Source organism: Thermodesulfobacterium hydrogeniphilum, from assembly GCF_000746255.1.
Classification (GTDB): domain Bacteria; phylum Desulfobacterota; class Thermodesulfobacteria; order Thermodesulfobacteriales; family Thermodesulfobacteriaceae; genus Thermodesulfobacterium; species Thermodesulfobacterium hydrogeniphilum.
Genome location: NZ_JQKW01000013.1, coordinates 12,895 through 37,765, shown reverse-complemented (window position 1 = coordinate 37,765; position 24,871 = coordinate 12,895). Strand labels below are relative to the sequence as shown.

The window sequence follows — 24,871 nt, the reverse complement described above, 5'->3', positions numbered from 1 at the left end:
GAGGGGGAAACTTATGGAAAAAAAAGAGATAAGTATTCAGGAAATTTTTGAGTTTTTACCTCATAGATTTCCTTTTTTGATGATTGATAAAGTCTTGGAAATAAATGTTCAAAATGAATATGTAAAAGCTATTAAAAATGTTACTATTAATGAGCCTTTTTTTCAGGGACATTTCCCTGAATATCCTATTATGCCAGGGGTTTTAATTATTGAAGCTATGGCTCAAGCTGCAGCAGTAGGTTTAAAATACATTTTTCCAGAATATAAAGATAAACTTTTTGTTTTAGCTGGAGTTGATAAGGCGAAATTTAGACAGCCTGTTTATCCTGGAGATACCTTAATTTTAGAAGCTAAGGGATTTAAGAAAAAAGGACCTATTATAAAAACTACAGCTACAGCAAGAGTAGGAGATAAAATTGTTGCTGAAGGTGAAATTACTGCTGCTATGAAAGACAAGGAGGCTTAGTTTATGGCTAAAATTCATCCTACAGCTTTTATAGATCCCTCAGCTCAAATTGCAGAAGATGTAGAGATAGCTCCTGGTGTTTATATAGGGCCCAAAGTAAGCATAGGAAAGGGAACCGTAATAAAAGCTAATACCTATATAGAATCAAATACCAAAATAGGAGAAAATAATCAAATTGGCCCATTTTCTGTCATAGGAACTGCTCCTCAACATCTGGGTTATAAAGGTGAGGAAACCTTTGTGGAAATAGGTAATAATAATATTATAAGAGAATTCGTTACTATTCATCGTGGAACTGCCTATGATGATGGTATTACCAGAATAGGAGATAACTGTTTGCTCATGTGTTATGTGCATATAGCTCATGATTGTAAAATTGGTAATAACGTGGTTATGTCCAACAATGCCACCTTGGGAGGACATGTAAGAGTAGGTAATAGAGTAGTAATGGGTGGTTTTTCTGCGGTTCATCAATTTTGTAGAATAGGCGCTTATGCTTTTGTTAGTGCCATGACAGGGGTTGATAAAGATGTTCCTCCTTATGTAAAGGTTTTTGGTATTCCTGCTAAAATTCAAGGAGTGAATCTCGTAGGATTAAGAAGAGCAGGTTTTTCAAAAGAGGATATAAGAAAAATTTCTCAAGCTATAGGATTCTTCTTGGATGCTCCAGCTACTATTAAAGAAGTAATACAAGAATTAAAAGACATTTTTAAAGGAGAACCTGTAGTAGAAGAACTTATTAAATTTTTAGAAAATTCATCAAAGCAGGGTATTATGAGAAGAAAACCCTTTGAAGGAGAAGAGGCTTTTTAAGTTTTATGGATAATTCTACTATAGGACTTATCGCAGGAGAAGGGGATTTTCCTGTTATACTTGCTCAGTCTTTAAAAAATAGAAATTGTAAAGTAGTTGCTATTTGTTTTTCTAAGGAACAAGAAAAAAGGCTAAAAAAAATTACAAAAGATGTTTATAAAATCTCAATAGGGCAATTGGGAAAACTTATAAAAATTTTTAAGGAAAAAAATGTAAAGGATTTGGTCTTTTTAGGAAAGGTGGATAAAAGTTTGGCTTTAAAACTAAGTATTCCTGATTTTAGAGCATTATCTTTATGGAGAAGACTAAAAAACAGAGAGGATAATACTATTTTAAAGGCTGTAGCAGATGAATTAGAAAAGGAAGGTTTTAAAATAAGAGGCCCTGCTGAATTTTTGAAAGAGTTTTTAACTCCAGAAGGGGTACTTTCTAAAAGATCTCCTACCTCTGAAGAATGGGAAGATATAGAATATGGTTTTTATATAGCAAAACAAATAGGAGCTTTAGATATTGGTCAATGTGTAGTAGTAAAAAATAAAATGACTGTAGCTGTAGAGGCTATGGAAGGAACAGATGCTACGATTTTAAGAGCGGGTAAATTAAAAAAGGGTGCGGTAGTTGTAAAAGTTGCTAAGCCTATACAGGATTTGCGTTTAGATTTACCTGTGATAGGCTTACGTACTATAGAAAATTTAATAAAAGCTAAGGCTAAGGTTTTAGTTTTAGAAGCAGGGAAAACCTTTTTTTTACAAAGAGATGAAGCATTAAAACTTGCTAATAAGCATAAAATAGTAATAGTAGGGTATAAAAAAGAAAATGAATAAACTAAAAATAGCAGTTATAGGTTTAGGACATCTTGGGAAATTTCATGCTGAAAAATTAGCAGATATACAGGAGGTAGATCTTGTAGCTTTAGTAGATATAAATTTAAAACAAGCAGAGAAGGTCTGTAAAAAACTTAAAGAACAATTTGGAATTTCTCCACAGGTTTTTACAGATTATAAAAAAATTCTTAATAAGATTGATGCTGTTAGTATAGTCACTCCTACAGTTACTCATTATGAAATTTGTAAGTATTTTTTAGAATCTGGGAAAGCAGTATTTTTAGAAAAACCTCTAACTCATGATTTAAAGCAGGCTGAAGAACTGGTAGAAATTTCTTTAAAAAAGAAATTGCCTTTTCAAATTGGATATATAGAAAGATTTCAACCTGCAGTAAAAGAACTTTTAAAAAAAGTTAAAAATCCATTATTTATAGAAGCTCATCGGTTGTCTTCTTTTGTAGAAAGAAACTTAGATATAGATGTTGTTCTGGATTTAATGATACATGATTTAGATCTTGTTCGTCTTTTAAAGCCAGACCAAGAAATAGAATTAATACATGCTGTAGGAGCACCTTTATTTACATCTTTACCAGATATTGTAAATGCAAGAATTATTTTTAAAGATGGAACTACCTGCAATTTAACGGCAAGTAGAATATCTTTAAATAGACAAAGAAGGTTTAGAGTTTTTGAAAAAGGTGCTTATTATGTAGTGGATACCTTAGAAAGAAGTTATTTAGAAGTAAAAGTAGATATGTCAAAAAAAGGATATCAATCAAATAAACAGACTTTTTTTAAAAGCGATCCTTTAAAAGAAGAACTGTCTTCATTTGTAAAGAGCATATTAACAGGGGAAAAGGTTGAAGTAACAGGAGAGGAAGCATTAAAATCTTTAGAATTAGCATTTAAAATAAAAAGACAAGTAGATGAAAATTTAAGAAAGTTCTTATGAAACCAGAATTATCTCATAGAATTTTATTAATTACTGGAGAAATTTCAGGAGATCTCTATGGTTATTTGTTGATCAAAGCTATGAAAGAATTGAATCCTGTCTTTCAATTTATTGGTATAGGTGGTCCTAAAATGAGAAGTCTTGGAATTGAGATATTATTTCCAGCTGAGTCTTTGGCTTTGGTAGGAGTTCCGGGTTTTTCAGATCTTAAAAAGTATTGGTTTATATATAAAAGATTAAAAAGATTTTTAGAAAAGAAAATAATAGATGTGGTTATCTTAGTAGATTTTCCCGGATTTAATTTAAAAATAGCAAAATTAGCTAAAAAATTAGGTTACCCTGTTATATACTTTATAGCTCCTCAGGTCTGGGCTTGGAATAAAGGAAGAATCAAAACTATTAAAAAATATGTAGATAGACTTTATGTAGTCTTACCTTTTGAAAAAGAATTTTTTTCTTCTTATGGAATCTCTACAATTTATTTAGGACATCCAATTTTAGACGTAATTAAATTAAATTTATCAGAAGATGTTTTTTATGAAGTGTATAATTTAGATCCAAATAAGCCTATAATAAGTTTTTTTCCAGGTAGTAGAGAAAAAGAAATAGTAAGACATGTTCCTATGTTTTTAAAAGTTTTTAAAAAAGTAAAAGAGAAAGAACCTTATGTTCAGGGTATAATGGTAAAAGCTTCAGGATTAAAAGATTCCTTTTTATGGGATAAAGCAAAGGAGGAAATAAAAGTTATAGAAAATACTCAATATGAAATTTTAAAATTTTCTACTGTAGCAGTTTTGGCTTCTGGAACAGTTACCTTAGAAGCAGGTATTGTAGAAACTCCAGCTGTGGTAACTTATTCTTTACCTTCTTGGATGTTTTTTTTAGCTAAAAGTTTGGTTAAAGTTCCTTATATAAGTTTAGCTAATTTGATTTTAGGAAAAGAGGTATATCCGGAGATCTTAAAAGGAAAAAATAAAATAGAAAATATTAGTTCTAAGTTATTAGAGTTAATAAGAGATAAAGAAAAAAGAGAAAATATAAAAACAGAATTAAAGAGAATAAAGCAAATTTTGGGAGGACCTGGAGCAAGTTGGAGAATTGCAGAAGATATGATAAAGTATTTAACATCTTTGAATAATAAACTTTCTTGACAAATATTTTAAACAAAAATAATATTATAAACAACAATAAATAAATTTAAAAATCTATAAAGGGGGTATGATTATGGCTGAAGATTTAAAGAAGATGTATAGAACAGTAATAGGAGATCATTTTCCTTCTGAAATCAGAATAACTTTTGGTGATCAAACTTTGATTTACAAAAAAAGGACTTGGGAAATAGAGGTGGAACCTGGAGTTGTTGAAAAAAGAGGTTTGAGGTATGGTGAAAACCCTGATCAAGAGGCAGCGCTTTATGAATTAGTAGCAGGGAATTTAATTTTGGGAGAATGTGAGTTTATAGCTCCTGGCCTTGGGTTAGTTTCCAGTTTAAAGGAATCTGATTTTATTCAATTTGGAAAACATCCGAGTAAGATTAATCTTACAGATATAGATAACGCTCTTAATATTTTAAGATATTTAACTAAAAAACCAGCATGTGTAATTGTAAAACATAATAATCCCTGCGGAGTTGCCTATGGTTCTACTATAGAAGAGGCTTTTATAAGGGCTTTCAGAGCAGATAGAATTGCTGCTTTTGGTGGTGCTATAGCTTTAAATTATCCTGTAGATAAAGCTTGTGCTGAAGCTATTGCTTCCCAATATTTTGAAGTATTAGCTGCTCCAGAATATGAAGATGGCGCTATTGAAATTTTAAAACAAAAAAAATCTTTAAGAATTATTAGAATTAAAAATATGGATAAACTTCAAGATTATCAAAACTATAGAGTGATAGAGTTTAAAAGCCTTATAGATGGTGGTATTATAGTTCAAGTATCTCAGCAAAATAAAATTAGAAGTAAGGAAGATTTAAAACCTGCAGTAGCTGTAAAAGATGGTAAAGAATATAAATGCCTGAGAGAACCTGATGAAAGAGAAATTAGAGATATGATTTTTGGTTGGGCTGTAGAACTTGGTGTAACTTCTAATTCAGTTTTATTTGTTAAAGATGAATGTACTGTAGCTATTGGAACAGGGGAACAGGATAGAGTGGGTTGTGCAGAGATAGCTATTTTCAAAGCTTATACTAAATATGCAGATCTTTTATGTTATGACAAATACGGAATTCCTTATAAGCAATTAGAATTAGAAATTGAAAAGGGATTAAGACCAGCTTCTCAAAAAGAGGAAATAGATGAGGAAACCAAGAAAAATAAAGGTGGACTTGCAGGATCTGTAATGATTTCAGATGGATTTTTCCCTTTTAGAGACTCAGTAGATGTGGTTGCTAAGCATGGAATTACTGCGATTTTACAACCTGGTGGATCTGTAAGAGACTGGGAAGTAATTGAAGCTTGTAATGAATATAATATTGCTATGAAATTTACAGCTCAAAGAGCTTTTAAACATTAATATAATAATTTTAACATTAAGAGAGGAATACTTTGGAAATAATTAATAAAAATTTATTATATGGAATTGGTGTTTTAGTAATTTCAATTATTGCAGCAATAGTTTTACATACTATTTTATATTTTTTACTTAAAAAAATTACCTTAAAAACAAAAAGTAAAACTGATGATCTAATTATTAAATATTCACGTGGTCCTGCTTTGGTTATTTTTATTATTGGGATTCTTCTTTTGGTGATTCCATTTGTTCCGTTTTCTGAAGAAGTAAAAAGTGTTTTTAGACATATAGTTGTACTTATTTTAATATGTGATATTGCTTGGCTTTTCATTGCTGGGGCTTATTTTTTAGAAAAACTTATACTTACTCGTTATCCAATGGATACTCCTGATAACCTCAAGGCTCGTAAAATATATACTCAGGTAGTAGTACTTAAAAGAATTATAATAGTTATTTCCATATTTTTTGCTTTTTCTTTGTCTCTTCTTACTTTTCCAAAGGTGAAACAAATAGGAATGAGTCTTTTGGCTTCAGCAGGGGTAGTAGGTGTTATTTTAGGGATAGCTGCTCAAAAGACTTTGGCTAATATTATAGCTGGTATTCAATTAGCTATTACTCAACCTATACGAATAGATGATGTAGTTATTGTAGAAGGAGAATGGGGACGTATTGAAGAAATTACTCTCACCTATGTGGTGGTACGTGTCTGGGATAAAAGACGTTTAATTGTTCCTGTAAATTATTTTTTAGAAAGACCTTTTCAAAACTGGACCAGAGTTTCTGCAGATCTTTTAGCTACGGTTTATATTTATGCTGATTATCATCTACCTGTAGATCCGGTTAGAAAGGCACTTTATGAGATTCTTAAAGAATCTAATAATTGGGATGGAAAAGTTTGGGGACTTCAAGTAACAGATCTTACGGATAAGACTATGGAATTGAGAGCACTTATGAGTGCTTCTGATTCTTCTAAAGCTTGGGATTTACGTTGTGAAGTAAGAGAAAAATTAATAAATTTTATACAAAAACAATTTCCTCACTGTTTACCTAAGATTCGTGCTGAATTGGAAAATAAAAAAATTATAAAAGGAGGTAATGTTTAGACATGGCAAAGATACCTTTTACTCCGGAAGGATTAGAGAAAATAAAAAAAGAATTGGAGCACCTTATTAAAGTGGAAAGAAGAAATGTGATTAAAGCTATAGAAGAAGCCAGAGCCCATGGAGATCTTTCTGAAAATGCAGAATATGAAGCAGCTAAAGAAAAACAGGCTCATATAGAAGGTCGTATCCAGGAATTATCAGGCGTTTTAGCTAATGCTGAAGTAATTCCTCCTCTTAAAAAGGTTCCAGATAGAGTGCAATTTGGAGTGAAAGTAAAACTTCTTAATTTAGATATAGATGAAATAGTGGTTTATAAAATTGTTGGGCCTTATGAATCTGATCCAGCTAATGGTTGTATTTCTGTACATTCTCCTATTGCCAGAGCTTTAATAGGTAAAGAAATAGGAGATGAGGTGCAGGTCAAAACTCCTGCAGGAATTAAAAATTTTGAGATTTTAGATATAGAAATTTAAAAAAGGAGGTTTTTTAATGGAGTTTTTAGCTAAAAAATATCTTTTTACTCCTGGACCTGTAGCAGTAGCTCCTAAGGTTCTTTTAACTATGGGTCAACCTATGACCCATCACAGACTACCAGAATTTTCTGAAATTTTAAAAGAAATAAGAGAAAACCTTAAATATCTTTTTCAAACACAAAAAGAGGTTTATTTTTTTGCTTCTTCTGGCACTGGTGCAATGGAAGCTGCTATTGTTAATCTTTTTTCACCCGGAGATAAAGTAATAGTGGTGGTGGGAGGAAAATTCGGAAAAAGATGGTTAGAATTATCTCAGACTTATGGTTTAAATCCTGTAGCTATTGAAATTACTTGGGGAGAAGCAGTAGATCCAGAATATGTTAAAAAGACTATAGAAAAAAATCCAGATACCAAGGGAATTTTAATTCAGGCCTGTGAAACATCTACAGGTGTAAAACATCCTGTTAAAGAAATAGCAGAGATTACAAAAGATAAAGAGACGGTTTTGGTGGTAGATGCTATTACAGCCTTAGGGGTATATGATCTCCCTATGGATAAATGGGGGCTTGATGTAGTTATTACTGGATCTCAAAAGGCTTTAAGTTTACCTCCAGGATTATCTTTTATAGCCCTTTCTGATAAAGCCTGGAATTTAATAGAAAATTCAAAATTACCTAAATACTATTTCAATCTAAAAAAAGAAAAAAAAGCATATGAGAAGGATACTACAGCTTTCACACCTGCGGTTAGTTTGCTTCTTGGATTAAGAGAAATGTTAAAAAGAATAAGAGAAATTGGTCTTGAAAATCTATTCAAATATTATGCTACTCAGGCTAAGGCTTGTAGAGAAGCTGTTAAAGCATTAGGATTAGAACTTTTTGCAAAGGTGCCATCTGAATCTCTTACTGTTGTTAAAGCTCCAGAGAATTTTAAAGTAGGAGAACTTTTGAATTTTCTTAAAAATAAACTTGGTATTATATTTGCTGGAGGTCAAGAACACCTAAAAGGAAAAATAATAAGAATTACCCACATGGGAGATCAATCTCCTTTTGATCTTCTTATAGCTATTTCTTCTTTAGAAATTGGATTAAATCTTTTTGGATATCCTGTGGAACTTGGTAAAGGTGTAAAAGCTGCTGAGGAAATTTTACAAGATTATATAAAAGAAACACTTTTATAAAAAATAAAGTAATCAGGAGGGGTAAAGAAATGAAGGTTTTGATTTCTGATACGCTTTCAGAGGATGGTATAAAAATTTTAAAAGATGCTGGGATTGAGATAGTTTATAAACCCGGACTTCCTTACGAAGAATTGCTGAATATTATTCCGGAATTTGATGGACTTATTATAAGAAGTGGGACAAAAGTTACCAGAGATGTTATAGAAAGAGCCAAAAATTTAAAAGTAATTGGAAGGGCTGGAACAGGTCTTGATAATGTGGATTTACAAGCTGCCAATGAAAAAGGAATAGTAGTGATGAATGTTCCTGGAGGGAATACTTTATCTGCAGCAGAACATACCTTAGCATTGCTTTTTGCTCTGGCTCGTAAGATACCACAAGCTGTAGCTTCTATTAAAGCTGGAAAATGGGAGAAGAAAAAATTTATGGGAGTAGAATTAAATAATAAAATCCTTGGTATTATTGGCTTAGGAAGAATAGGAAGTATTGTAGCAGATAGAGCTCTTGGATTAAAAATGAAAGTTATTGGTTATGATCCTTTTGTAACCCCAGAAGCTGCAGAGAAAAAAGGTATAGAATTGGTTAGTTTGGAGGAATTATATAAAAGATCTGATTTTATAACCATTCACACACCTTTAACAAAGGACACCTATCATCTTGTTGATGAAAAAGCCTTTTCCATGATGAAAGATGGGGTTTATATTATAAACTGTGCCAGAGGAGGAATTATTGATGAAGAGGCTTTATATAAAGCTATGGTTTCAGGAAAGGTAGCAGGAGCAGCTCTGGATGTATATGAAAAAGAGCCTATAGATCCTGATCATCCTTTATTATCCTTGGATAATTTTATAGGAACACCTCATCTTGGAGCTTCTACTGTAGAAGCTCAAAAAACTGTAGCTATTGGAATTGCTCAACAAGTAGCAGATTATTTAACTAAAGGTATTATCAGAAATGCTGTGAATGTACCATCTTTAAGCCCAGAAACTTTAAAAATTATAGGACCTATTTTAACCTTAGCAGAGAAAATGGGATTGCTTGCTGCTCAAATTTCAGAAGGAGCTATTAAAGAGGTTGAAATTAGTTACAAAGGAGAAATAGCTCAATTAGATGTTAAACCTCTAACACTTGCTTTTGTAAAAGGCTTATTATCTCCATTTTTAAAAGAAGATGTAAATTATGTTAATGCTCTTATTAGAGCTAAAGAAAGAGATATAAAGGTTATAGAAGCTAAAACAGAAACTGCAGAAGATTTTACCTCTTTGATAAGTGCAAAAGTCAAACATACTGAAGGAGAAACAGTAGTAGAAGGAACACTTTTTGGTAAAAAAGAACCCCGTATAGTCAGAATTAATGGATTCAGGTTAGATGCTTTACCTGAAGGACACATGCTTTATATTTTTAATGAGGATAAACCAGGAGTTATAGGACAAATAGGTATGACCTTAGGTAAATATAATTTGAATATTGCCAGAATGTATGTAGGACAGGATCCTTTAAAAAAGAGTAATGTTATTTTATTAAGTTTAGATCAACCCCCAACTTCAGAAGCTTTAGAGGAATTAAACCAATTACCTGCTGTATATCTTGTTAAACCTTTAGAATTATAAAATGGAGAGACTTAATTTAAGAAATTATACCTTAGATGAATTAAAAGAGCTTATTAAAGATTTAGGAGAGCCTTCCTACAGGGGGGAGCAGATTTTTCACTGGATAACCTGTAGGGAGGCTCTAACTTTTAATGAAATGACCAACCTTCCTAAAACCTTAAGAGCAAAACTCACAGAAAAATTTTCCTTAGAACTTCCTCAAATTATAGAAAAAAAAACTGATATAGATGAAACAACTAAATTTGTGCTTAAATTAAAAGATGGAGAAATAATAGAAACTGTAGTCATTCCAGAAAGAGATCATTATACTTTGTGTGTTTCTACCCAGGTAGGATGCCCTATAGGATGTAAATTCTGTCTTACAGGAACTATGGGTTTTAAAAGAAATTTAGAGGTATATGAAATTATAGGTCAGGTAGTTTTAGGAAGAAGATATTTAAAAGAAAAAGGAGCTATTCTTCCACTTAGAAATATAGTTTTTATGGGAATGGGAGAACCTTTATTAAACTTAGAAAATCTTATAAAAGCTCTTAAAATTTTAGCTCATCCTAAGGGATTTAATTATTCTAAAAAAAGACTTACAGTTTCTACAGTAGGAATAGTAGAAAGAATGGATATTTTAGCTAAGGAATTTCCTACAGCTTTGGCTTTGTCTCTTCATGCTCCTATAGATGAAATCCGCCAGAAATTAATTCCTGCTGCCAAAAAGTATCCTATAAAAGAAGTAATATCAGCTTGTAAAAGATTTCCAAGAATTAAACATGGTAGAATAACTATTGAATATATCCTTATAAAAGACGTGAATTGTGATTTAAATAGTGCTTCTAAGTTGGCTGAATTATTGAAAGATTATCCCTTTAAAGTAAATTTGATACCCTTTAATCCTCATCCAGATTTACCCTTTAAAAGACCAGATGAAGAAGAGATAGAAAAGTTTCAAAAATACTTACTTTCTCAAGGAATTTTAACCACAATTAGAAAAAGTAAAGGTCTTGGTATTCAGGCTGCCTGTGGGCAATTAAGAGCTAAACATATTAAAAAATCAAACCCAAACTCCATGAATTTTAAATCCACAGTTAGGACAGGTTTTATTATCTCCTAAATTTACTTTTAAAATCCTAAAACCATATCTTTCAATAATTAAAGTATTACACTGAGGACAATAGGTATTTTCATATTGATTACCATGCACATTTCCGATATAAATATAATAAAGTCCTGCCTCTTTTCCTATATAATAAGCTCTTAAAAGAGTTTCTTCAGGAGTATAGGGTTTATCAAGCATTTTATAAGTAGGATAAAATCTGGAGATATGCCAGGGAGTTTCAGGACCTAATTCAGTTTTGATAAAATTAGCGATATCTTTAAGTTCTTCTGGATCATCATTTTCCCCAGGAATAATAAGAGTAGTAACTTCTAACCAGATACCTAATTGTTTAATGTATTTTAAGTTATCTAAAACCGGTTGAAGGCGTGCTTTACAGATATTTTTATAAAAACTATCTTTAAAGGATTTTAGATCTATATTAGCAGCATGTAAATAAGGTTTAATATAATCTATAACTTCTTTACTCATATACCCATTTGAAACAAAAACATTTTTTAACCCATGTTTAACAGCTAATTTAGCACAATCATAAGCAAATTCAAAATATACAGTAGGTTCAGTATAGGTATAGGAAATACTTTTAGTTTCCTCTTTGAGAGCATCTTCTACAACTTCCTTGGGAGTTTTTGGTCTTCCTGCTATGCTTTTGTAAATATGAGGATACTGAGAAATTTCATAATTCTGGCAGAAGCTACATCTAAAATTGCATCCTACAGTTGATATAGAATAACTCCAAGAACCTGGCAAGAAGTGAAATAAAGGCTTCTTTTCTATAGGATCTACATGCTCAGCTATAATCTTTCCATAGACCAAGGAATAAAGAACCCCTTCTTCATTTTTTCTAACACCACAAATTCCTGTAGAATTTGGAGGAATGATACAATTGTGATTACAAAGTTTACATTTTACCTTTTTATCTTCCAAAGTTTCATAAAATAGAGCTACTTTCATTTTTTGACTCCTTTATTAAGGACTTCTTAAAATAAAGATAGGCTTGATTAGGAGTTTTTCAATATGAGCCTTTTAACATTTTTTCTACTTCTTTAGTATAAGGACCTTTTTTGTATTGATAAATGTAAAGAGGTGGTAAAATTCTTATTTCTTCTCCTGCGTTTTTAACTGCAGAAATAAGAACTAATCTTGCCTCACTTCCAGGATAGGAGTAAACCAATCTAATAGTTTTAGGTTCAAGATGATATTTTTTTAAAAAGAAAATCAATTCTGCTAATCTAAAAGCTGTAAAAATAAGATAAAATTTTCCGCGATTTTTTAAGAGATAGGAAACTTTTATAATGAATTTTTCTAAATTGAATTTTAAATCCTTTCTTGCAAAATTTTCTATTTCATAAGGGCTTTTTCTGCCTGCTTTGAATTTAAAATAAGGAGGATTGGCAAAAATTACATCAAAGACTTCTGGTTTAAAAGGTTGTTTATTTATATCTCCTTTTATAATAAAAAAACTTTCTTCTAATTTATTTTCCACACGATTTTTAGCTAAACATTTTATAAAAATAGGTTCTATTTCCAAGGCATAAATTTTCACCTTAGGAAAGCGTTTTAAGGCAATTAAGGAAATAATACCAGAACCTGCTCCGATTTCTAAAATTTTTTCATTCGGCTTTAGATTTAAAAAATAGCTTAATAAAACTGCATCAATGCTAAAACGATAACCCTTTTCAGGTTGATAAACTCTTAAAGAACCGTTTAAAAAAGGGGTTAGGGTTATACACATATTAAATTCTCCCATAATAATAAAACTATACGATTATAAAGAAGCTTACCTCTAAAAGTGAGATATATTCTGTCTTTTGTTTTACTTAAGAGACCTTCATAAATAAGCCTATCTATGATTTCTGTTTTTATTTTTGTTTTATATTTGTTTTTCAAAATTTCAAGACTGATCCCCTTTTTAAGTCTTAACCCCATAAAGATATATTCTTTAGCAAATTCAAAGTTGTCAAGCTTTTCCAAAATTTTGAAAGGCAATTTATTCTTTTTTAAAAGATTATTAATATAAAGATTCAAGTCAGGAGGATTTTCCCATCTAAGATAGGATATTCTTGAAACAGCAGAAGGCCCCAAACCTAAATAAGGTTTTACTTCCCAATAAATGAGATTGTGCTTGCATTCAAACCCAGAAAAAGCATAATTTGATATTTCATATCTATCATATCCATAACTACTCAAGGTATCCTCTATAATTTGATAAAATTTTTCTGATTTTTTATCTTTAAACCAGCTTTTTTCTTTATATAAATGATAAAAAGGGGTATTTTTTTCTATAGTTAACTCATAAAAAGAAAAATGAGGAGGATCAAATTCTAAAGCCTTTAAAATTTCCTTTTTTAAAGTTTTTTCTCCTTGTCCTTTCCAACCAAATATAAAATCCAGAGAAAAATTTGAAAAATTAGCTTTTGAAATCCAATTTATAGATTTGACAATATCTCTTACAGTATGAAGTCTTCCCAAAAACTTTAAACCTTTTTGGGAAAAACTTTGCACTCCCAGGCTTAAGCGATTTATTCCTATTTTACGAAAATTTTTTAACTTTTCTAAGGTAAGAGTTTCAGGATTAGCCTCCAAAGTTAACTCTGCAGGGGAAAAATTGAAATTATTATCCAAAAAATTAAAAAGATTTTCATAAAAATCAGGAGATAAAAGAGAAGGGGTTCCTCCACCAGCATAAAAAGTAATAAAAGAAAAATCTTTTATTTGTATTTTTTTTGATAGAAAATTTTTTATTAAAACAAGTTCTTTTTTAATAGCTTTTAAATAATTCTCTTCAAAATTTCTATTAAATTTTATAGGAATAGAATAAAAATCACAATAAGGGCATTTTCTGAGACAAAAAGGTATATGAAGATATAACCCTATCTTTATCATAAAACTACTTAAATTTTATCAAAAAAGCTTTAAAATAATAGAGATGAAAATTTTTCTAAAGTATCAGCTTAAAGAATATTTTTTTTACACTTTTTCTTTTTTCTTTGGTTTTAGTGCAATTATAACCCTTATTAAAGGTATTTTCACTTTACAAAAATTTATAGAATTAAATCCATCTTTATTCCATATTTTTGCAATTTTTATTTTGATCTTTTTACAATTCATTTCTTTTATTTATCCTTTATCTGCTTTTATGGGGGTTATTTTTACTATTTATCGTTTAAAAGACGAAAAAGAGTTGTTAGCTTTTTATTCTTTGGGTTTTTCTTTAAAAGATTTTTTAAGACCTCTTGGTATCTTTATGGGTATAAGTTTTATTATAACTTTTGTAGCTAATTTTTGGATATTACCCTGGACTAAAAGAACACAGAAAATAATAAAAATAGATCTTATAAAAAAACAATTTAAACGTCCATTCCCTGCTAAAAAACCTGTTCCCTTAGGAAAAATCTATGTTCTTTATGTAAAAAATTCTCAAAAAAAAGGAGATATACATAAATTTGAAAAAGTTTTCCTTTTTAAAAAGACAGGTGAGAAAAAAATGTTATTTCTTACTAAAGAAGGATATCTTTCTGTTAAAGACAATATTTTTGAGCTTGATCAAGGCTGGGCTTTTTCATTGAATAAAGCAGAAAATATAGAGGTTTTAAAATTTAAAAATTACAAATTTTTGGTATCTCTAAAAGAGCTTGCAAAGATTCCATATTTTACAAGAGGTGAAAAACCCTTTTTAGAACTTAAAGAAGAATTGAAAAAAATACCTCCTAAAACATCTCGTTATTATCGTTATCTTACAGAATATTATAGTAGAATACTTTATTCTTTTTCTATAATATTTTTAATATTACAAGCTTTTTTATTAGGCTTTTGCTTAAGAAGTTCCCATAAATTTTTGATATTTTTTATAGGTATTGTGGTATATCTTCTTTTTTATTTAACCTATCAATTTTTAGTTTCTTTGGGAGAGAATGGAAGATTATATCCTTTATTAAGTTTTCTTGTTTTTTATACCTCGGTTAGTTTATTACTTTTTGTACAAATAGCAATTTTAAAAAAGAAAAAAGGTGGGATTTTCCTGTGAGAGTTAGACTATTTCAAAAGTATATCTTAATAGACCTTTTAAAAATAATTGCTTTGTTAGTTTTTATTTTTGGTGGTTTTTATATTCTTATAGATTTTTTTGAAAAATTAGGAGATTTTTTAAAATTTAAAAAGCCCTTTTATTTATTTTTATCTTATATATTTTGGAAGTTATGGGTTAATATCTATGAGATTTATCCTTTTATAATAGGACTTTCTGGTATTTTTTGTCTTTTATGGCTGAATCGCACTAATGAGCTTTTAGCTTTTTTATCCTTGGGATTTTCCAAAAAAGAAATTTTAAGGGAATTAAGTAAGGGACTTTTAATAATTTCTATCTTAGGAGGATTAATTTTGAATTTAATATTTCCTAAAGCTGCCTTTATGAGTTTATATACTTGGGATTACAAAATAGAATCTCAAAAAAAGCAATATTTAATTTTTGATAGGGATATATTTTTTGCAGGAAACAACTATTATTTAATAGCTAAACCATTAGAACCTAAGGGAGAATATTTAAAGAATATAATTTTGGTTTTTTTAGATAAGGAAGATCCAAAAGAGATCTGGTGGATTGATAGCGGGTATTATATTGATAAAACCTGGGTCCTTTCTGGGGTTATAATACAAAAAAAGGAACTTGGATTTAAACCAGAATTTTTTACTAATATAAAAACCAAACTGCCTTTTAAGCCATCAACCTTAGTGACTGTAGAAAAACCAATAGAATTTCTTTCTTTTTCAGAACTTATAAAAAGATATAGATTTTTAAAAAAAGTAAAAAGACCCTATGATGATATATTAGCAGAGATATTTTTAAAAATATTTTATTTATTTTTGCCTTTTATTTTGGGATTTTTACCAATGCATGTTTATTTAGAAGAATTTGCACCATCTAAAATGTTAACATGTTTTAGTAAGAGTTTAAGTTTGTATTTTATATTTTTATGTCTTTTTTTATTATTACAGACTTTTTTAAGAAAAGGATTTTTATTTGCAAGTATAATTTTGATAATCTGGAGTATAATTATTTTTGTATTTTTTATTTTTAGTTTAAAGAAAAATAAGTAAATTATCTTGTAATTTTAAAAAAATCTGGTAAAAGTAAAGAAAAAAATTTTTTCAAGAGGAGGGATTTATGTCTGTAGAAGAAAAAGTTATTGATATTATTGCTCAAAAGTTAAATCTTTCCAAAGATCAAATTAAACCTGAAGCCTCTTTTGTAGAGGATCTCGGAGCTGATTCTTTAGATTTAGTAGAGTTGGTAATGGCTATGGAAGAGGCTTTTGGAATGGAAGTTCCTGATGAAGATGCTGAGAAACTTAGAACAGTTAAAGATGTTATAGATTATGTAAAATCCAAAATAGGAGACCAATAGAAGAGGGTTTTAAAGTGAAAAGAAGAGTTGTAGTTACAGGACTTGGAACTGTTAATCCTGTAGGTATAGGGGTAGAGGAAACTTGGAAAAATATAAAATCTGGCAAATCAGGTATAGGAAGGATTACTAAATTTGATCCTTCTAATCTTCCCAGTCAAATTGCAGGAGAGGTTAAAAATTTTAGACCTGAAGATTTTATACCTGCTAAATTAGTTTCCAGAGTAGATCTATTTATTCAGTATGCTTTAGCTTCTACCAGGATGGCTTTAGAAGATGCAAATCTACCTACCAGTGATCTTGGAGATGAAGTTGGTGTTATTATTGGTGTTGGAATGGGAGGGGTAGGACAGATAGAACATTATACCAGAATCTTAGACGAAAAAGGTTATAGAAGAGTAACACCATTTTTTATACCTATGATTATTCCTAATATGGCAGCTGGACAAGTTGCTATTCTTTATGGAGTTAAAGGTCCTAATATCGCGGTTTGCACAGCTTGTGCTGCAGGTAATCATGCTATAGGAGAGGCTTTTAAGCTTATAAGAGAAGGAAAAGTTAAAGCTATGATTTGTGGAGGAGCAGAGGGTTTAATTACTCCTCTGTGTGTAGCTGGTTTTTCTGTTATGAAGGCTCTTTCAACCAGAAATGACGAACCTGAAAAAGCTTCCCGTCCTTTTGATGCTAAAAGAGATGGGTTTGTTATTGCTGAAGGGTGTGGAATTCTTATTTTAGAAGATATGGAACATGCTTTAAAAAGAGGTGCTAAAATTTATGCAGAAGTTATAGGTTATGGGGCTAATGCTGATGCTTATCATATGACTGCCCCTTGTCCAGATGGAGAAGGGGCAGCTAAATGCATAGAACTTGCTTTAAAAGATGCTGGAATAGATCCTACCCAGGTTGATTATATTAATGCTCATGGAACAAGCACTCCCTTGAATGATTTAGCTGAAACAAAAGCAATAAAAAAAGCTTTTGGGGATCATGCCTATAAAGTTATGATTTCATCTACTAAATCTATGACAGGGCATTTATTAGGAGGAGCTGGTGGTTTAGAGGCAGTTTTAACAGTAATGTCTATTTATGAAGGAATTGTTCCTCCTACTATTAATTTAGAAGAACCTGATCCTGAATGCGATCTTGATTATGTTCCTAATCAAGCTCGTAAAACAAATATAAAAATAGCTCTCTCTAATGCCTTTGGTTTTGGAGGAACCAATGCCTGTTTAGTCTTTAAAAAATGGGAAGGAGTCTAAAAAATGAAAATTGTTATTGCATCAGATCATGCAGGTTTTTTTTTAAAAGAAAAGATTAAAGATTTTCTTCAAAAAGAAAATCATGAAATTATAGATGTAGGATGTCATTCTCATGTATCAGTTGATTATCCTGAATATGGAGCTAAGGCTATTGAAAAACTTCTTAATAAAGAAGCTGATTATGGAATTCTTATTTGTGGAACAGGGATAGGAATGAGCATAGTTGCTAATCGTTTTAAAGGAATAAGAGCAGCTCTTTGTCATGAACCTTTTTCAGCTAAAATGGCAAGGCTTCATAATAATGCTAATGTTTTAATAATGGGAGGAAGATTAATTGGAGATGGAATGGCTATAGAAATTGTAAAAACTTTTTTATCCACTGATTTTGAAGGTGGAAGACATGAGCGTAGAATTAATTTAATAGAAGAATTAACCGATAAATTAAAATAAAAAAATTAAAATTGAGTATAATAGGGATAGGAATAGATTTAGTATATATTCCAAGGATTCAAAAATTATATGAAAATTATGGGTCAAAATTTTTAAATAAAATTTTTGCACAGGAAGAAATAGATTACGCTTTTCAAAGAAAAAATTTTGTTATTCATTTAGCTTCAGCTTTTGCTTCCAAAGAAGCTTTCTATAAATCCGTAGGAGGATATTCTCCTTTTTCATTTAAAGAAATAATTTTAAAAAGAAATATAGATACAGGTAGGCCTTGTTTAAAATTAACAGGTTTAGCAGAGAGAGTTTTTAAGGAAAGAGGGGGTAAAAAAATTACCCTTGCACTTTCTCATGAAAATGAGTATACTATAAGTGTAGTTATTATTACATAAACAAGGTACTTGTTTATGAAAGTCCTTACTGCCTTAGAAATGCAGAATCTTGATAAAATAGTTATTCAAGAAATAGGTATCCCTGCAGAAGTTTTAATGGAAAGAGCAGGTCTGGGAGTAGCAAAAAATATTTTTAAATATTATCCTAAGGAGTTTTATAGAAAAGTTTTAATAATATGCGGTCCCGGAAACAATGGCGGAGATGGAATGGTTTGTGCTCGTCACTTGTGGGATAAGGGTTATCAGGTAAAAGTTATTTTACTTTCAGATAAAGAGAAATATAAAGGAGAGGCTTTAACCAATCTTAAAATTTTAGAAAAATTAGATATTCCTACAGAAATAATAAAGGACATTACAGTCTTTAAAAAACATCTCCTTACTTTTTCACCTGAAATTATAGTTGATGCTATTTTTGGTACAGGCTTAAAAAGACTTATAGAGGGATTTTTAGCTGAGATTATTCAAGAAATAAATATTTATAAAGAAAAAAAAGGAGTAAAAATTGTAGCTGTAGATATTCCTTCAGGAATTTGCTCTAATACAGGGCAAATTTTAGGAGTTGGTGTTAAAGCAGATTTAACAGTAACTTTTGAATTGCCTAAATTAGGGCATTATTTTTATCCAGGAAAGGAATATGCTGGTAATTTAGAAATTGTTTCTATAGGATTTCCCAAAAATGTTATAGAAGAAAAAGGTCCTAAAAGAAAATTTATAGATTTAGAATGGGTTAAAAAGATTTTTAAGCCGAGAAAAGGGTATACTCATAAAGGAACTTTTGGACATGTTTTGGTTTTAGCAGGAAGTAAAGGTAAAAGCGGAGCAGGGCTTCTTTGTGCTTTGGGTGCTTTAAGAGGAGGAGCAGGTTTAGTTACTCTTGCTTCTACTGAAAGTTTACAAAAAATTTATGCTTCTATACTCCCTGAGATTTTAACTTCAGGATTAGAAGAAAATGAAAAAGGAGAGATTGCTTATACTAATTTATCAAAAATTATAAAACTCTGTCAGAATAAAAGTGTTTTAGTAATAGGTCCAGGTTTAGGTTTAAGTGAAGAGATAAAAAAGCTTTTTTTTGAATTGTTATCAAAAATTGATATTCCTGTAGTTATAGATGCAGATGGATTAACTTTGTTATCAGAAAATTTAGAAATTTTAAAGACTTATAAGGCTCCCAAAGTTTTAACTCCTCATCCAGGAGAAGCAGAAAGGCTTTTAAAAGTTTCCAAAAAAGACATATTAAAAGATCGTTTAACTCATACTCAAAAACTTGCTGAATTAACAGATTCTATAGCCCTTTTAAAAGGGCCTCATTCTGTAATATGTTCTTCCGATGGAAGATGCGGTGTTTCTTGTATAGATGAACCAGGGCTTTCTCAAGGAGGAACAGGAGATGTTCTTGCAGGCTTGATAGGAGCTTTTATAGCTCAAAAATATGACCCTTTTGAGGCTACATGTTTAGCAGTATTTTTACACGGTAGAGCAGGAATTTATTTATCAAAAGAAAAAGGCCCTTTTGGATATACTGCCACAGAAGTAGCTAATGCTGTTCCTGCAATTTTAAGGGAGATACAAAATGATAGATCTTAGAAGATTTCCAAGGTGTATTACAAGATTAAAAGCCTATTTTCCAGAAGATAATAAGTCTTATGAAATAAGAGATATTTCTTATAAAGGATGTTTTATAAAAACAGATAAAAAAATTTCTACTAAAAGATTGGTCTATTTTGAAATAGAAATCCCAGATGTAGGTCTGATTCCTGTTTATGGAGTAGTCATTCATCATGGAACTCAAGAAAGGCCAGGTCTTGGAATAGAAATAGTAGATATAGATAAAAATATGCTTCCTGTATGGAGCTATTATTTAAAGGCATTGTCTTATATAGAAGAAGCCAAAAGAGCCTATAAAAGAGCTTTAGAAGAAGAACGATCAGAAAAAAGCTAAAAAATCATATTAGCACTACCAAACAAATTTTTTAATCAAAAATATATGAATGAATATATAATTTATTGCTGTTTATTTGTTTTGGGTTTATGCTTAGGGAGTTTTTTTAATGTAGTTATTTATCGCTGGAGTAAAGGTTTATCCATTTTGAACCCTCTATTTTCTTTTTGCCCTAAATGTGGGAAAACATTAAAATGGTATCACAATATACCTTTATTTTCTTACTTATTTTTAAAAGGAAAATGTGCCTATTGCAAAGCTCCAATTTCTATCAAATATCCTTTAATAGAACTTCTTACTACAGGTTTATTTACTTATTCTTATTTTTATTTTAAACCTTCTTTTGGTTGGATTGTTTTTTTTGGTTTTTCTTTTTATGTTTTAATGCTTATACCTATATCTTTTATTGATTTAGAAATAAAAGAAATTCCTGATAAATTAAGTTTAGGACTTATTTTAGCAGGCTGGGTATTCTCTTTATCTCAATTTAATCCCTTAGTTGATTTTGGTATGAGTCTTTTATCTAGTCTTTCAGGTATAGGTCTTTTGTTTTTAATTAATGAATTTTACTATCATTTTACTGGAAAAGAAGGAATAGGAATGGGAGATTTTAAACTTATGGGAGCAATAGGAGCCTTTTTAGGATATAAAAGTTTCTATACAGTTTTAGTTATAGCCTCTGTAGCAGGGATTTTAGTTTTTTTAGGGGTTAATTTGTATTATAAATTTAAAAAGCAAACCCAAAAAATGCTTGATTTACAAACAGAGATCCCTTTTGGCCCATTTTTGGCTTTAGGAAGTTTGTTTTATCTTTTTAATTGGTTAAAATTAACTCTACTTTAGAACCTTTTCTCTAAAACTCTTGACAAAACCACCTAAGCTCTTAAAATACTTAATTAGCAAATCAATTCATAAAAAATTTTACTAAAAGGAGATCTGCATGATAAATGTTCCTCCGGGTATAAAAAAGACTTACAAAGAATTTGGAAAGGTTAAAAGACCTAAGAACCTTTCTAATGAAGTTAAACAGGAGCTTTTAACCAAGCTTTTTCAAAAAGATCCTTCTATATTTTCTTCAGATCCTCAAATTCAGGACAAAATAAAAAAAAGACTTGATTGGTTAGATGGACCTAATTATATACTTCCCAGAATTAAAGATTTGCAAGCTTTTGCAGAAGATGTTAAAAATAATTTTTCTCATATAGTTTGGTGTGGAATGGGAGGGTCTTCACTTTTTCCTTTGGTTCTTTCTGAGGTTTTTGGGCCAGAAGAGGGTTATCCTGAATTACATGTTCTTGACACCAATGATCCAGAAAATATAGAACAGATAGAAAAACTGCCCTTAGATAAAACTTTATTTATTATTGTATCTAAATCAGGAACAACTGTAGAAACCCTTTCCCACTTTAAATATTTTTGGAAAAAGGTGGAAGATATAAATTCTAATCCTGGCTCACAGTTTGTAGCTTTGACAGATCCAGGCACGCCTTTAGAAAATTTGGCTAAGGAATTAAACTTTAGAAAGATTTTTCAACATCCCCCTTTTATAGGAGGAAGGTATGCTGCTTTGAGTGAAATAGGTTTTCTTCCTGCCTGTTTATTAGGTTTAGATGTTAATAAAGCCCTTAACTATACTAAAAACATGTATGAATCCTGCCAACCTGATATTCCTTGGGGATATAATTTAGGTGCTCTTTTGGCTGAATTTTTAATAGAAAGTTATATTTTAGGACAAGATAAAATAACTTTTATTACAGATCCATTACTAAAGCCTTTTGTCTTATGGTTAGAACAACTTATAGCTGAAAGTTTGGGAAAAGAATTAACTGGTTTAGTTCCTATAGTTGGAGAGTCTCCGGGTTCACCCACAGTTTATGGAACTGATAGAGTCTTTATATACCTTACCTTAAAAAACAGAGAAAATGTTTATCAAAGGTTAATTAATGATTTAAAAGAAGAGGGCTTTAATGTAAAGACTTTTGTTTTAGAAGATAAATATGAAATTTTTGCTGAAGTTTTCAGATGGATGCTTGCTATAGCATTATGTGGACATTTTTTGAGTCTTAATCCATTTGATGAACCAGATGTAATTTTGACTAAGCAAAAAACTAAAGAATTTTTAGAAAAATTCAAAAAAGACCAGGATTTTGGTATAGAATTTTACTTAGATGAAGATACAAATTGGGGATTTTTTTATGATAAAACTATTACTATAGAATATCCTAAATTTACAGCTTTGCTTAAAAAATTTTTTAAGGATTTTTCTCCTTGGAGTTATGTAGGATTTTTAGCTTATTTACCTGTAGATCCTGAAATAGAAGAAATTTTTAAGGATTTTAGAACTTTGGTAAGAGGAAAAAAGACCTGTAGTACAGTTTTTGGTTTTGGTCCTCGTTATCTTCATTCTACAGGACAGCTTTATAAGGGTGGTCCTGTTTTGGCAAGATTTATGATATTTACCAGAAGAGGAAGAAGAGAAAACCAGATTATTCCTGGAGAGGGATATACTTTTTGGGATCAACAATTTGCTCAGGCTTGTGGAGATTTCAGAGCTTTGGAAGAAAAGAAAAAACCTGTTATTATGATACACCTTACAGAAAATTATAAAGAAGATCTTAGGGAATTTTATAAATATTTAGAAAAAGCTTTAAGTCCGGAATAAAGGAGGGAGTTATGCTTTTTCCCGAATATCGCCCAAGAAGACTTAGAAGAACAGAAAATATAAGGACTTTGGTTAGAGAAACCCATCTTTCTGTAAATGATCTTATTTATCCTCTTTTTATTTGTGAAGGTAAAAAAATCAAACAAGAAATTAAATCTATGCCAGAAGTTTATAGATTCTCCATAGATAACGCTTTAGAAGATATTAAAGAAGCTGTGGATTTAGGGATAAAAGCGATTCTTCTTTTTGGTATCCCTGATAAAAAGGACGAGGTAGGATCTTCTGCTTATACTAAAAATGGAATAATCCAAAAAGCTGTAAAAGCAATAAAAGATAGATTTCCTGAACTGGTAGTTATTACAGATGTTTGTCTTTGTGAATATACTTCGCATGGACATTGTGGTATTATTAAAAATGGAGAAGTAGATAATGATAGCACTTTGGAACAACTTGCTAAGATTGCTGTTTCTCATGCTAAAGCTGGAGCTGATATAGTTGCACCATCTGATATGATGGACGGAAGAGTGGGAAGAATAAGAGAAGCCCTTGATGATGCAGGATTTTCTAATGTAGCTATTATGAGTTATTCTGTTAAATATTGTTCTGCTTTTTACGGGCCTTTTAGAGAAGCAGCGGAATCTGCTCCTAAGTTTGGAGATAGACGTTCTTATCAAATGGATCCTGCTAACAGCAGAGAAGCTTTAAGAGAAGCATATTTAGATATAGAAGAAGGGGCTGATATTTTGATGGTTAAACCAGCTATGCCTTATTTGGATATTATAAAAATGTTAAGAACCGAGTTTAATTATCCTCTGGCAGCTTATCAGGTAAGTGGTGAATATGCTATGATAAAAGCTGCTGCTAAGATGGGTTGGTTGGATGAAGATAGAATTCTCTGGGAAAGCTTGATATCTATTAAAAGAGCAGGAGCAGATTTAATTATTACATATTTTGCTAAAAAGGTAGCGAAAATGTTATTAAAAGGATAAAGAGGTGAAAAAATTTTTTTATTTTGTCTTTTTCCTATTGATATTAGAAGGATGTGCCAGACCTCCTAAGCCTGCAGTTTACCGGGGATATAGATCTTCTCATAATCTTCCTAAATGGTTAAAACCTTATACTATAAATGGTAAAACTTATTATCCTTTGCCCTCAGCTCAAGGATATGAAGAAGTTTGTATAGCCTCTTGGTATGGTCCGGGATTTCATGGAAGACTTTCTGCCAGTGGAGAGATTTATAATATGTATGATCATACTGCTGCACATAAAACCTTGCCTATAGGAACTTATGTATTGGTTACTAATTTAGAAAATGGTAAACAAACCATTGTTAGAATAAATGATAGAGGTCCTTTTGTTAAAAATAGATGTATAGATCTCAGTTATATTGCTGCAAAAGACCTTGGTATGATAGGAAAAGGAACTGCCAAAGTAAAAATAGTAGCCCTGAGTGAGGGAGAACTTACAGCTTTTGGAATCAAATATAAAAATGTCCCTAATTTTAGACAGGGAAATTTTTATTTACAAGTGGGATCCTTTAAAATTTATAATAATGCTATAAATTTAAAAAAATCTTTGGAAAAAGAATTCAATAGAGTAGAAATAGAGCCTTTTGTTAAAGATGGAATTGTTTATTATAGAGTGCAAATCTATTTGAGTAATGATTTTTATAAAGCTCTGGAACTTGCTAAAGAATTAAAAAAACTAAGATTTAAAACAGCTTTTTTAGTAGCAAAGTAA

26 protein-coding genes are annotated in these 24,871 nt (G+C 30.5%); 23 read left to right on the top strand and 3 right to left on the bottom strand.

Going from position 1 to position 24,871, the window contains the following annotated elements; genetic code table 11:
- The first annotated feature begins 13 nt into the window (after positions 1-13).
- The 11 genes from fabZ to rlmN all read left to right on the top strand — a co-directional run bounded on the left by fabZ (position 14) and on the right by rlmN (position 11,031).
- Positions 14-466, top strand: a complete 453-nt coding sequence (fabZ, locus tag CC87_RS07660) for a 3-hydroxyacyl-ACP dehydratase FabZ (RefSeq protein WP_038057813.1) — start codon at positions 14-16, stop codon at positions 464-466.
- Between the two features lie 3 nt (positions 467-469).
- Positions 470-1,279 (top strand): acyl-ACP--UDP-N-acetylglucosamine O-acyltransferase, encoded by an 810-nt coding sequence (gene lpxA, locus CC87_RS07655; protein WP_038057811.1) that lies wholly within the window; start codon positions 470-472, stop codon positions 1,277-1,279.
- A gap of 5 nt (positions 1,280-1,284) precedes the next feature.
- Entirely contained in the window at positions 1,285-2,103 is an 819-nt protein-coding gene (locus CC87_RS07650; protein ID WP_038057809.1) for an LpxI family protein, read from the top strand.
- Positions 2,096-3,055, top strand: coding sequence for a Gfo/Idh/MocA family protein (locus CC87_RS07645; RefSeq protein WP_038057807.1), 960 nt, complete (start codon positions 2,096-2,098; stop codon positions 3,053-3,055). Before CC87_RS07650 ends, CC87_RS07645 begins: the two co-directional genes overlap by 8 nt.
- Positions 3,052-4,206 carry a lipid-A-disaccharide synthase gene (gene lpxB, locus CC87_RS07640; protein WP_038057805.1) on the top strand — a complete coding sequence of 385 codons (1,155 nt, stop codon included), beginning with the start codon at positions 3,052-3,054 and terminating at the stop codon, positions 4,204-4,206. Before CC87_RS07645 ends, lpxB begins: the two co-directional genes overlap by 4 nt.
- A gap of 73 nt (positions 4,207-4,279) precedes the next feature.
- On the top strand, positions 4,280-5,566 hold the full coding sequence (locus tag CC87_RS07635; protein WP_038057803.1) for an IMP cyclohydrolase: 1,287 nt from the start codon (positions 4,280-4,282) through the stop codon (positions 5,564-5,566).
- Between the two features lie 32 nt (positions 5,567-5,598).
- Positions 5,599-6,666, top strand: a complete 1,068-nt coding sequence (locus CC87_RS07630) for a mechanosensitive ion channel family protein (protein WP_211248410.1) — start codon at positions 5,599-5,601, stop codon at positions 6,664-6,666.
- A 2-nt stretch (positions 6,667-6,668) separates the two neighbouring features.
- The gene (greA, locus tag CC87_RS07625) at positions 6,669-7,139 is read left to right on the top strand and encodes a transcription elongation factor GreA (protein WP_038057801.1); all 471 of its coding nucleotides are present in this window, start codon (positions 6,669-6,671) and stop codon (positions 7,137-7,139) included.
- Between the two features lie 16 nt (positions 7,140-7,155).
- Entirely contained in the window at positions 7,156-8,319 is a 1,164-nt protein-coding gene (locus tag CC87_RS07620) for a pyridoxal-phosphate-dependent aminotransferase family protein (RefSeq protein ID WP_038057800.1), read from the top strand.
- Between the two features lie 29 nt (positions 8,320-8,348).
- Positions 8,349-9,929, top strand: a complete 1,581-nt coding sequence (serA, locus tag CC87_RS07615) for a phosphoglycerate dehydrogenase (protein WP_038057798.1) — start codon at positions 8,349-8,351, stop codon at positions 9,927-9,929.
- 1 nt (position 9,930) lies between these two features.
- Entirely contained in the window at positions 9,931-11,031 is a 1,101-nt protein-coding gene (rlmN, locus tag CC87_RS07610) for a dual-specificity RNA methyltransferase RlmN (RefSeq protein ID WP_038057796.1), read from the top strand.
- Here rlmN and amrS read toward each other — a convergent pair.
- The 3 genes from amrS to hemW are packed head-to-tail and all read right to left on the bottom strand — an operon-like array spanning position 10,972 to position 13,920.
- Positions 10,972-11,988, bottom strand: coding sequence for an AmmeMemoRadiSam system radical SAM enzyme (gene amrS / locus CC87_RS07605; RefSeq protein WP_038057794.1), 1,017 nt, complete (start codon positions 11,986-11,988; stop codon positions 10,972-10,974). The genes rlmN and amrS overlap by 60 nt on opposite strands.
- A 58-nt stretch (positions 11,989-12,046) precedes the next feature.
- Positions 12,047-12,769 (bottom strand): tRNA1(Val) (adenine(37)-N6)-methyltransferase, encoded by a 723-nt coding sequence (locus CC87_RS07600; protein WP_169740279.1) that lies wholly within the window; start codon positions 12,767-12,769, stop codon positions 12,047-12,049.
- On the bottom strand, positions 12,760-13,920 hold the full coding sequence (hemW, locus tag CC87_RS07595; RefSeq protein WP_038057790.1) for a radical SAM family heme chaperone HemW: 1,161 nt from the start codon (positions 13,918-13,920) through the stop codon (positions 12,760-12,762). Before hemW ends, CC87_RS07600 begins: the two co-directional genes overlap by 10 nt.
- A 43-nt stretch (positions 13,921-13,963) precedes the next feature.
- On the opposite strand from hemW, the gene CC87_RS07590 reads away from it, so the two are divergent.
- The 12 genes from CC87_RS07590 to CC87_RS09350 all read left to right on the top strand — a co-directional run bounded on the left by CC87_RS07590 (position 13,964) and on the right by CC87_RS09350 (position 24,871).
- Positions 13,964-15,061, top strand: coding sequence for an LptF/LptG family permease (locus CC87_RS07590; protein WP_038057788.1), 1,098 nt, complete (start codon positions 13,964-13,966; stop codon positions 15,059-15,061).
- The gene (locus CC87_RS07585) at positions 15,058-16,131 is read left to right on the top strand and encodes an LptF/LptG family permease (protein ID WP_038057784.1); all 1,074 of its coding nucleotides are present in this window, start codon (positions 15,058-15,060) and stop codon (positions 16,129-16,131) included. Before CC87_RS07590 ends, CC87_RS07585 begins: the two co-directional genes overlap by 4 nt.
- A gap of 67 nt (positions 16,132-16,198) precedes the next feature.
- Positions 16,199-16,438, top strand: coding sequence for an acyl carrier protein (acpP, locus tag CC87_RS07580; RefSeq protein ID WP_038057783.1), 240 nt, complete (start codon positions 16,199-16,201; stop codon positions 16,436-16,438).
- Positions 16,439-16,452: 14 nt separating this feature from the next.
- Positions 16,453-17,694 (top strand): beta-ketoacyl-ACP synthase II, encoded by a 1,242-nt coding sequence (fabF, locus tag CC87_RS07575; protein WP_038057782.1) that lies wholly within the window; start codon positions 16,453-16,455, stop codon positions 17,692-17,694.
- A gap of 3 nt (positions 17,695-17,697) precedes the next feature.
- A complete protein-coding gene (gene rpiB, locus CC87_RS07570; RefSeq protein ID WP_038057781.1) occupies positions 17,698-18,144 on the top strand; it encodes a ribose 5-phosphate isomerase B in 447 nt (148 codons plus the stop codon).
- A gap of 11 nt (positions 18,145-18,155) precedes the next feature.
- Positions 18,156-18,530: a holo-ACP synthase gene (gene acpS / locus CC87_RS07565; protein WP_051920763.1), complete on the top strand. Its 375-nt coding sequence runs from the start codon at positions 18,156-18,158 to the stop codon at positions 18,528-18,530.
- 15 nt (positions 18,531-18,545) lie between these two features.
- On the top strand, positions 18,546-20,114 hold the full coding sequence (locus CC87_RS07560; RefSeq protein WP_038057779.1) for a bifunctional ADP-dependent NAD(P)H-hydrate dehydratase/NAD(P)H-hydrate epimerase: 1,569 nt from the start codon (positions 18,546-18,548) through the stop codon (positions 20,112-20,114).
- Entirely contained in the window at positions 20,101-20,469 is a 369-nt protein-coding gene (locus CC87_RS07555) for a PilZ domain-containing protein (protein ID WP_038057777.1), read from the top strand. Before CC87_RS07560 ends, CC87_RS07555 begins: the two co-directional genes overlap by 14 nt.
- Before the next feature lie 45 nt (positions 20,470-20,514).
- Positions 20,515-21,312 (top strand): prepilin peptidase, encoded by a 798-nt coding sequence (locus CC87_RS07550; protein ID WP_038057775.1) that lies wholly within the window; start codon positions 20,515-20,517, stop codon positions 21,310-21,312.
- 97 nt (positions 21,313-21,409) lie between these two features.
- Positions 21,410-23,131: a phosphoheptose isomerase gene (locus CC87_RS07545; protein WP_038057773.1), complete on the top strand. Its 1,722-nt coding sequence runs from the start codon at positions 21,410-21,412 to the stop codon at positions 23,129-23,131.
- Positions 23,132-23,142: 11 nt separating this feature from the next.
- The gene (gene hemB / locus CC87_RS07540) at positions 23,143-24,120 is read left to right on the top strand and encodes a porphobilinogen synthase (protein WP_038057771.1); all 978 of its coding nucleotides are present in this window, start codon (positions 23,143-23,145) and stop codon (positions 24,118-24,120) included.
- Positions 24,121-24,157: 37 nt separating this feature from the next.
- The gene (locus CC87_RS09350) at positions 24,158-24,871 is read left to right on the top strand and encodes a septal ring lytic transglycosylase RlpA family protein (RefSeq protein ID WP_281170025.1); all 714 of its coding nucleotides are present in this window, start codon (positions 24,158-24,160) and stop codon (positions 24,869-24,871) included.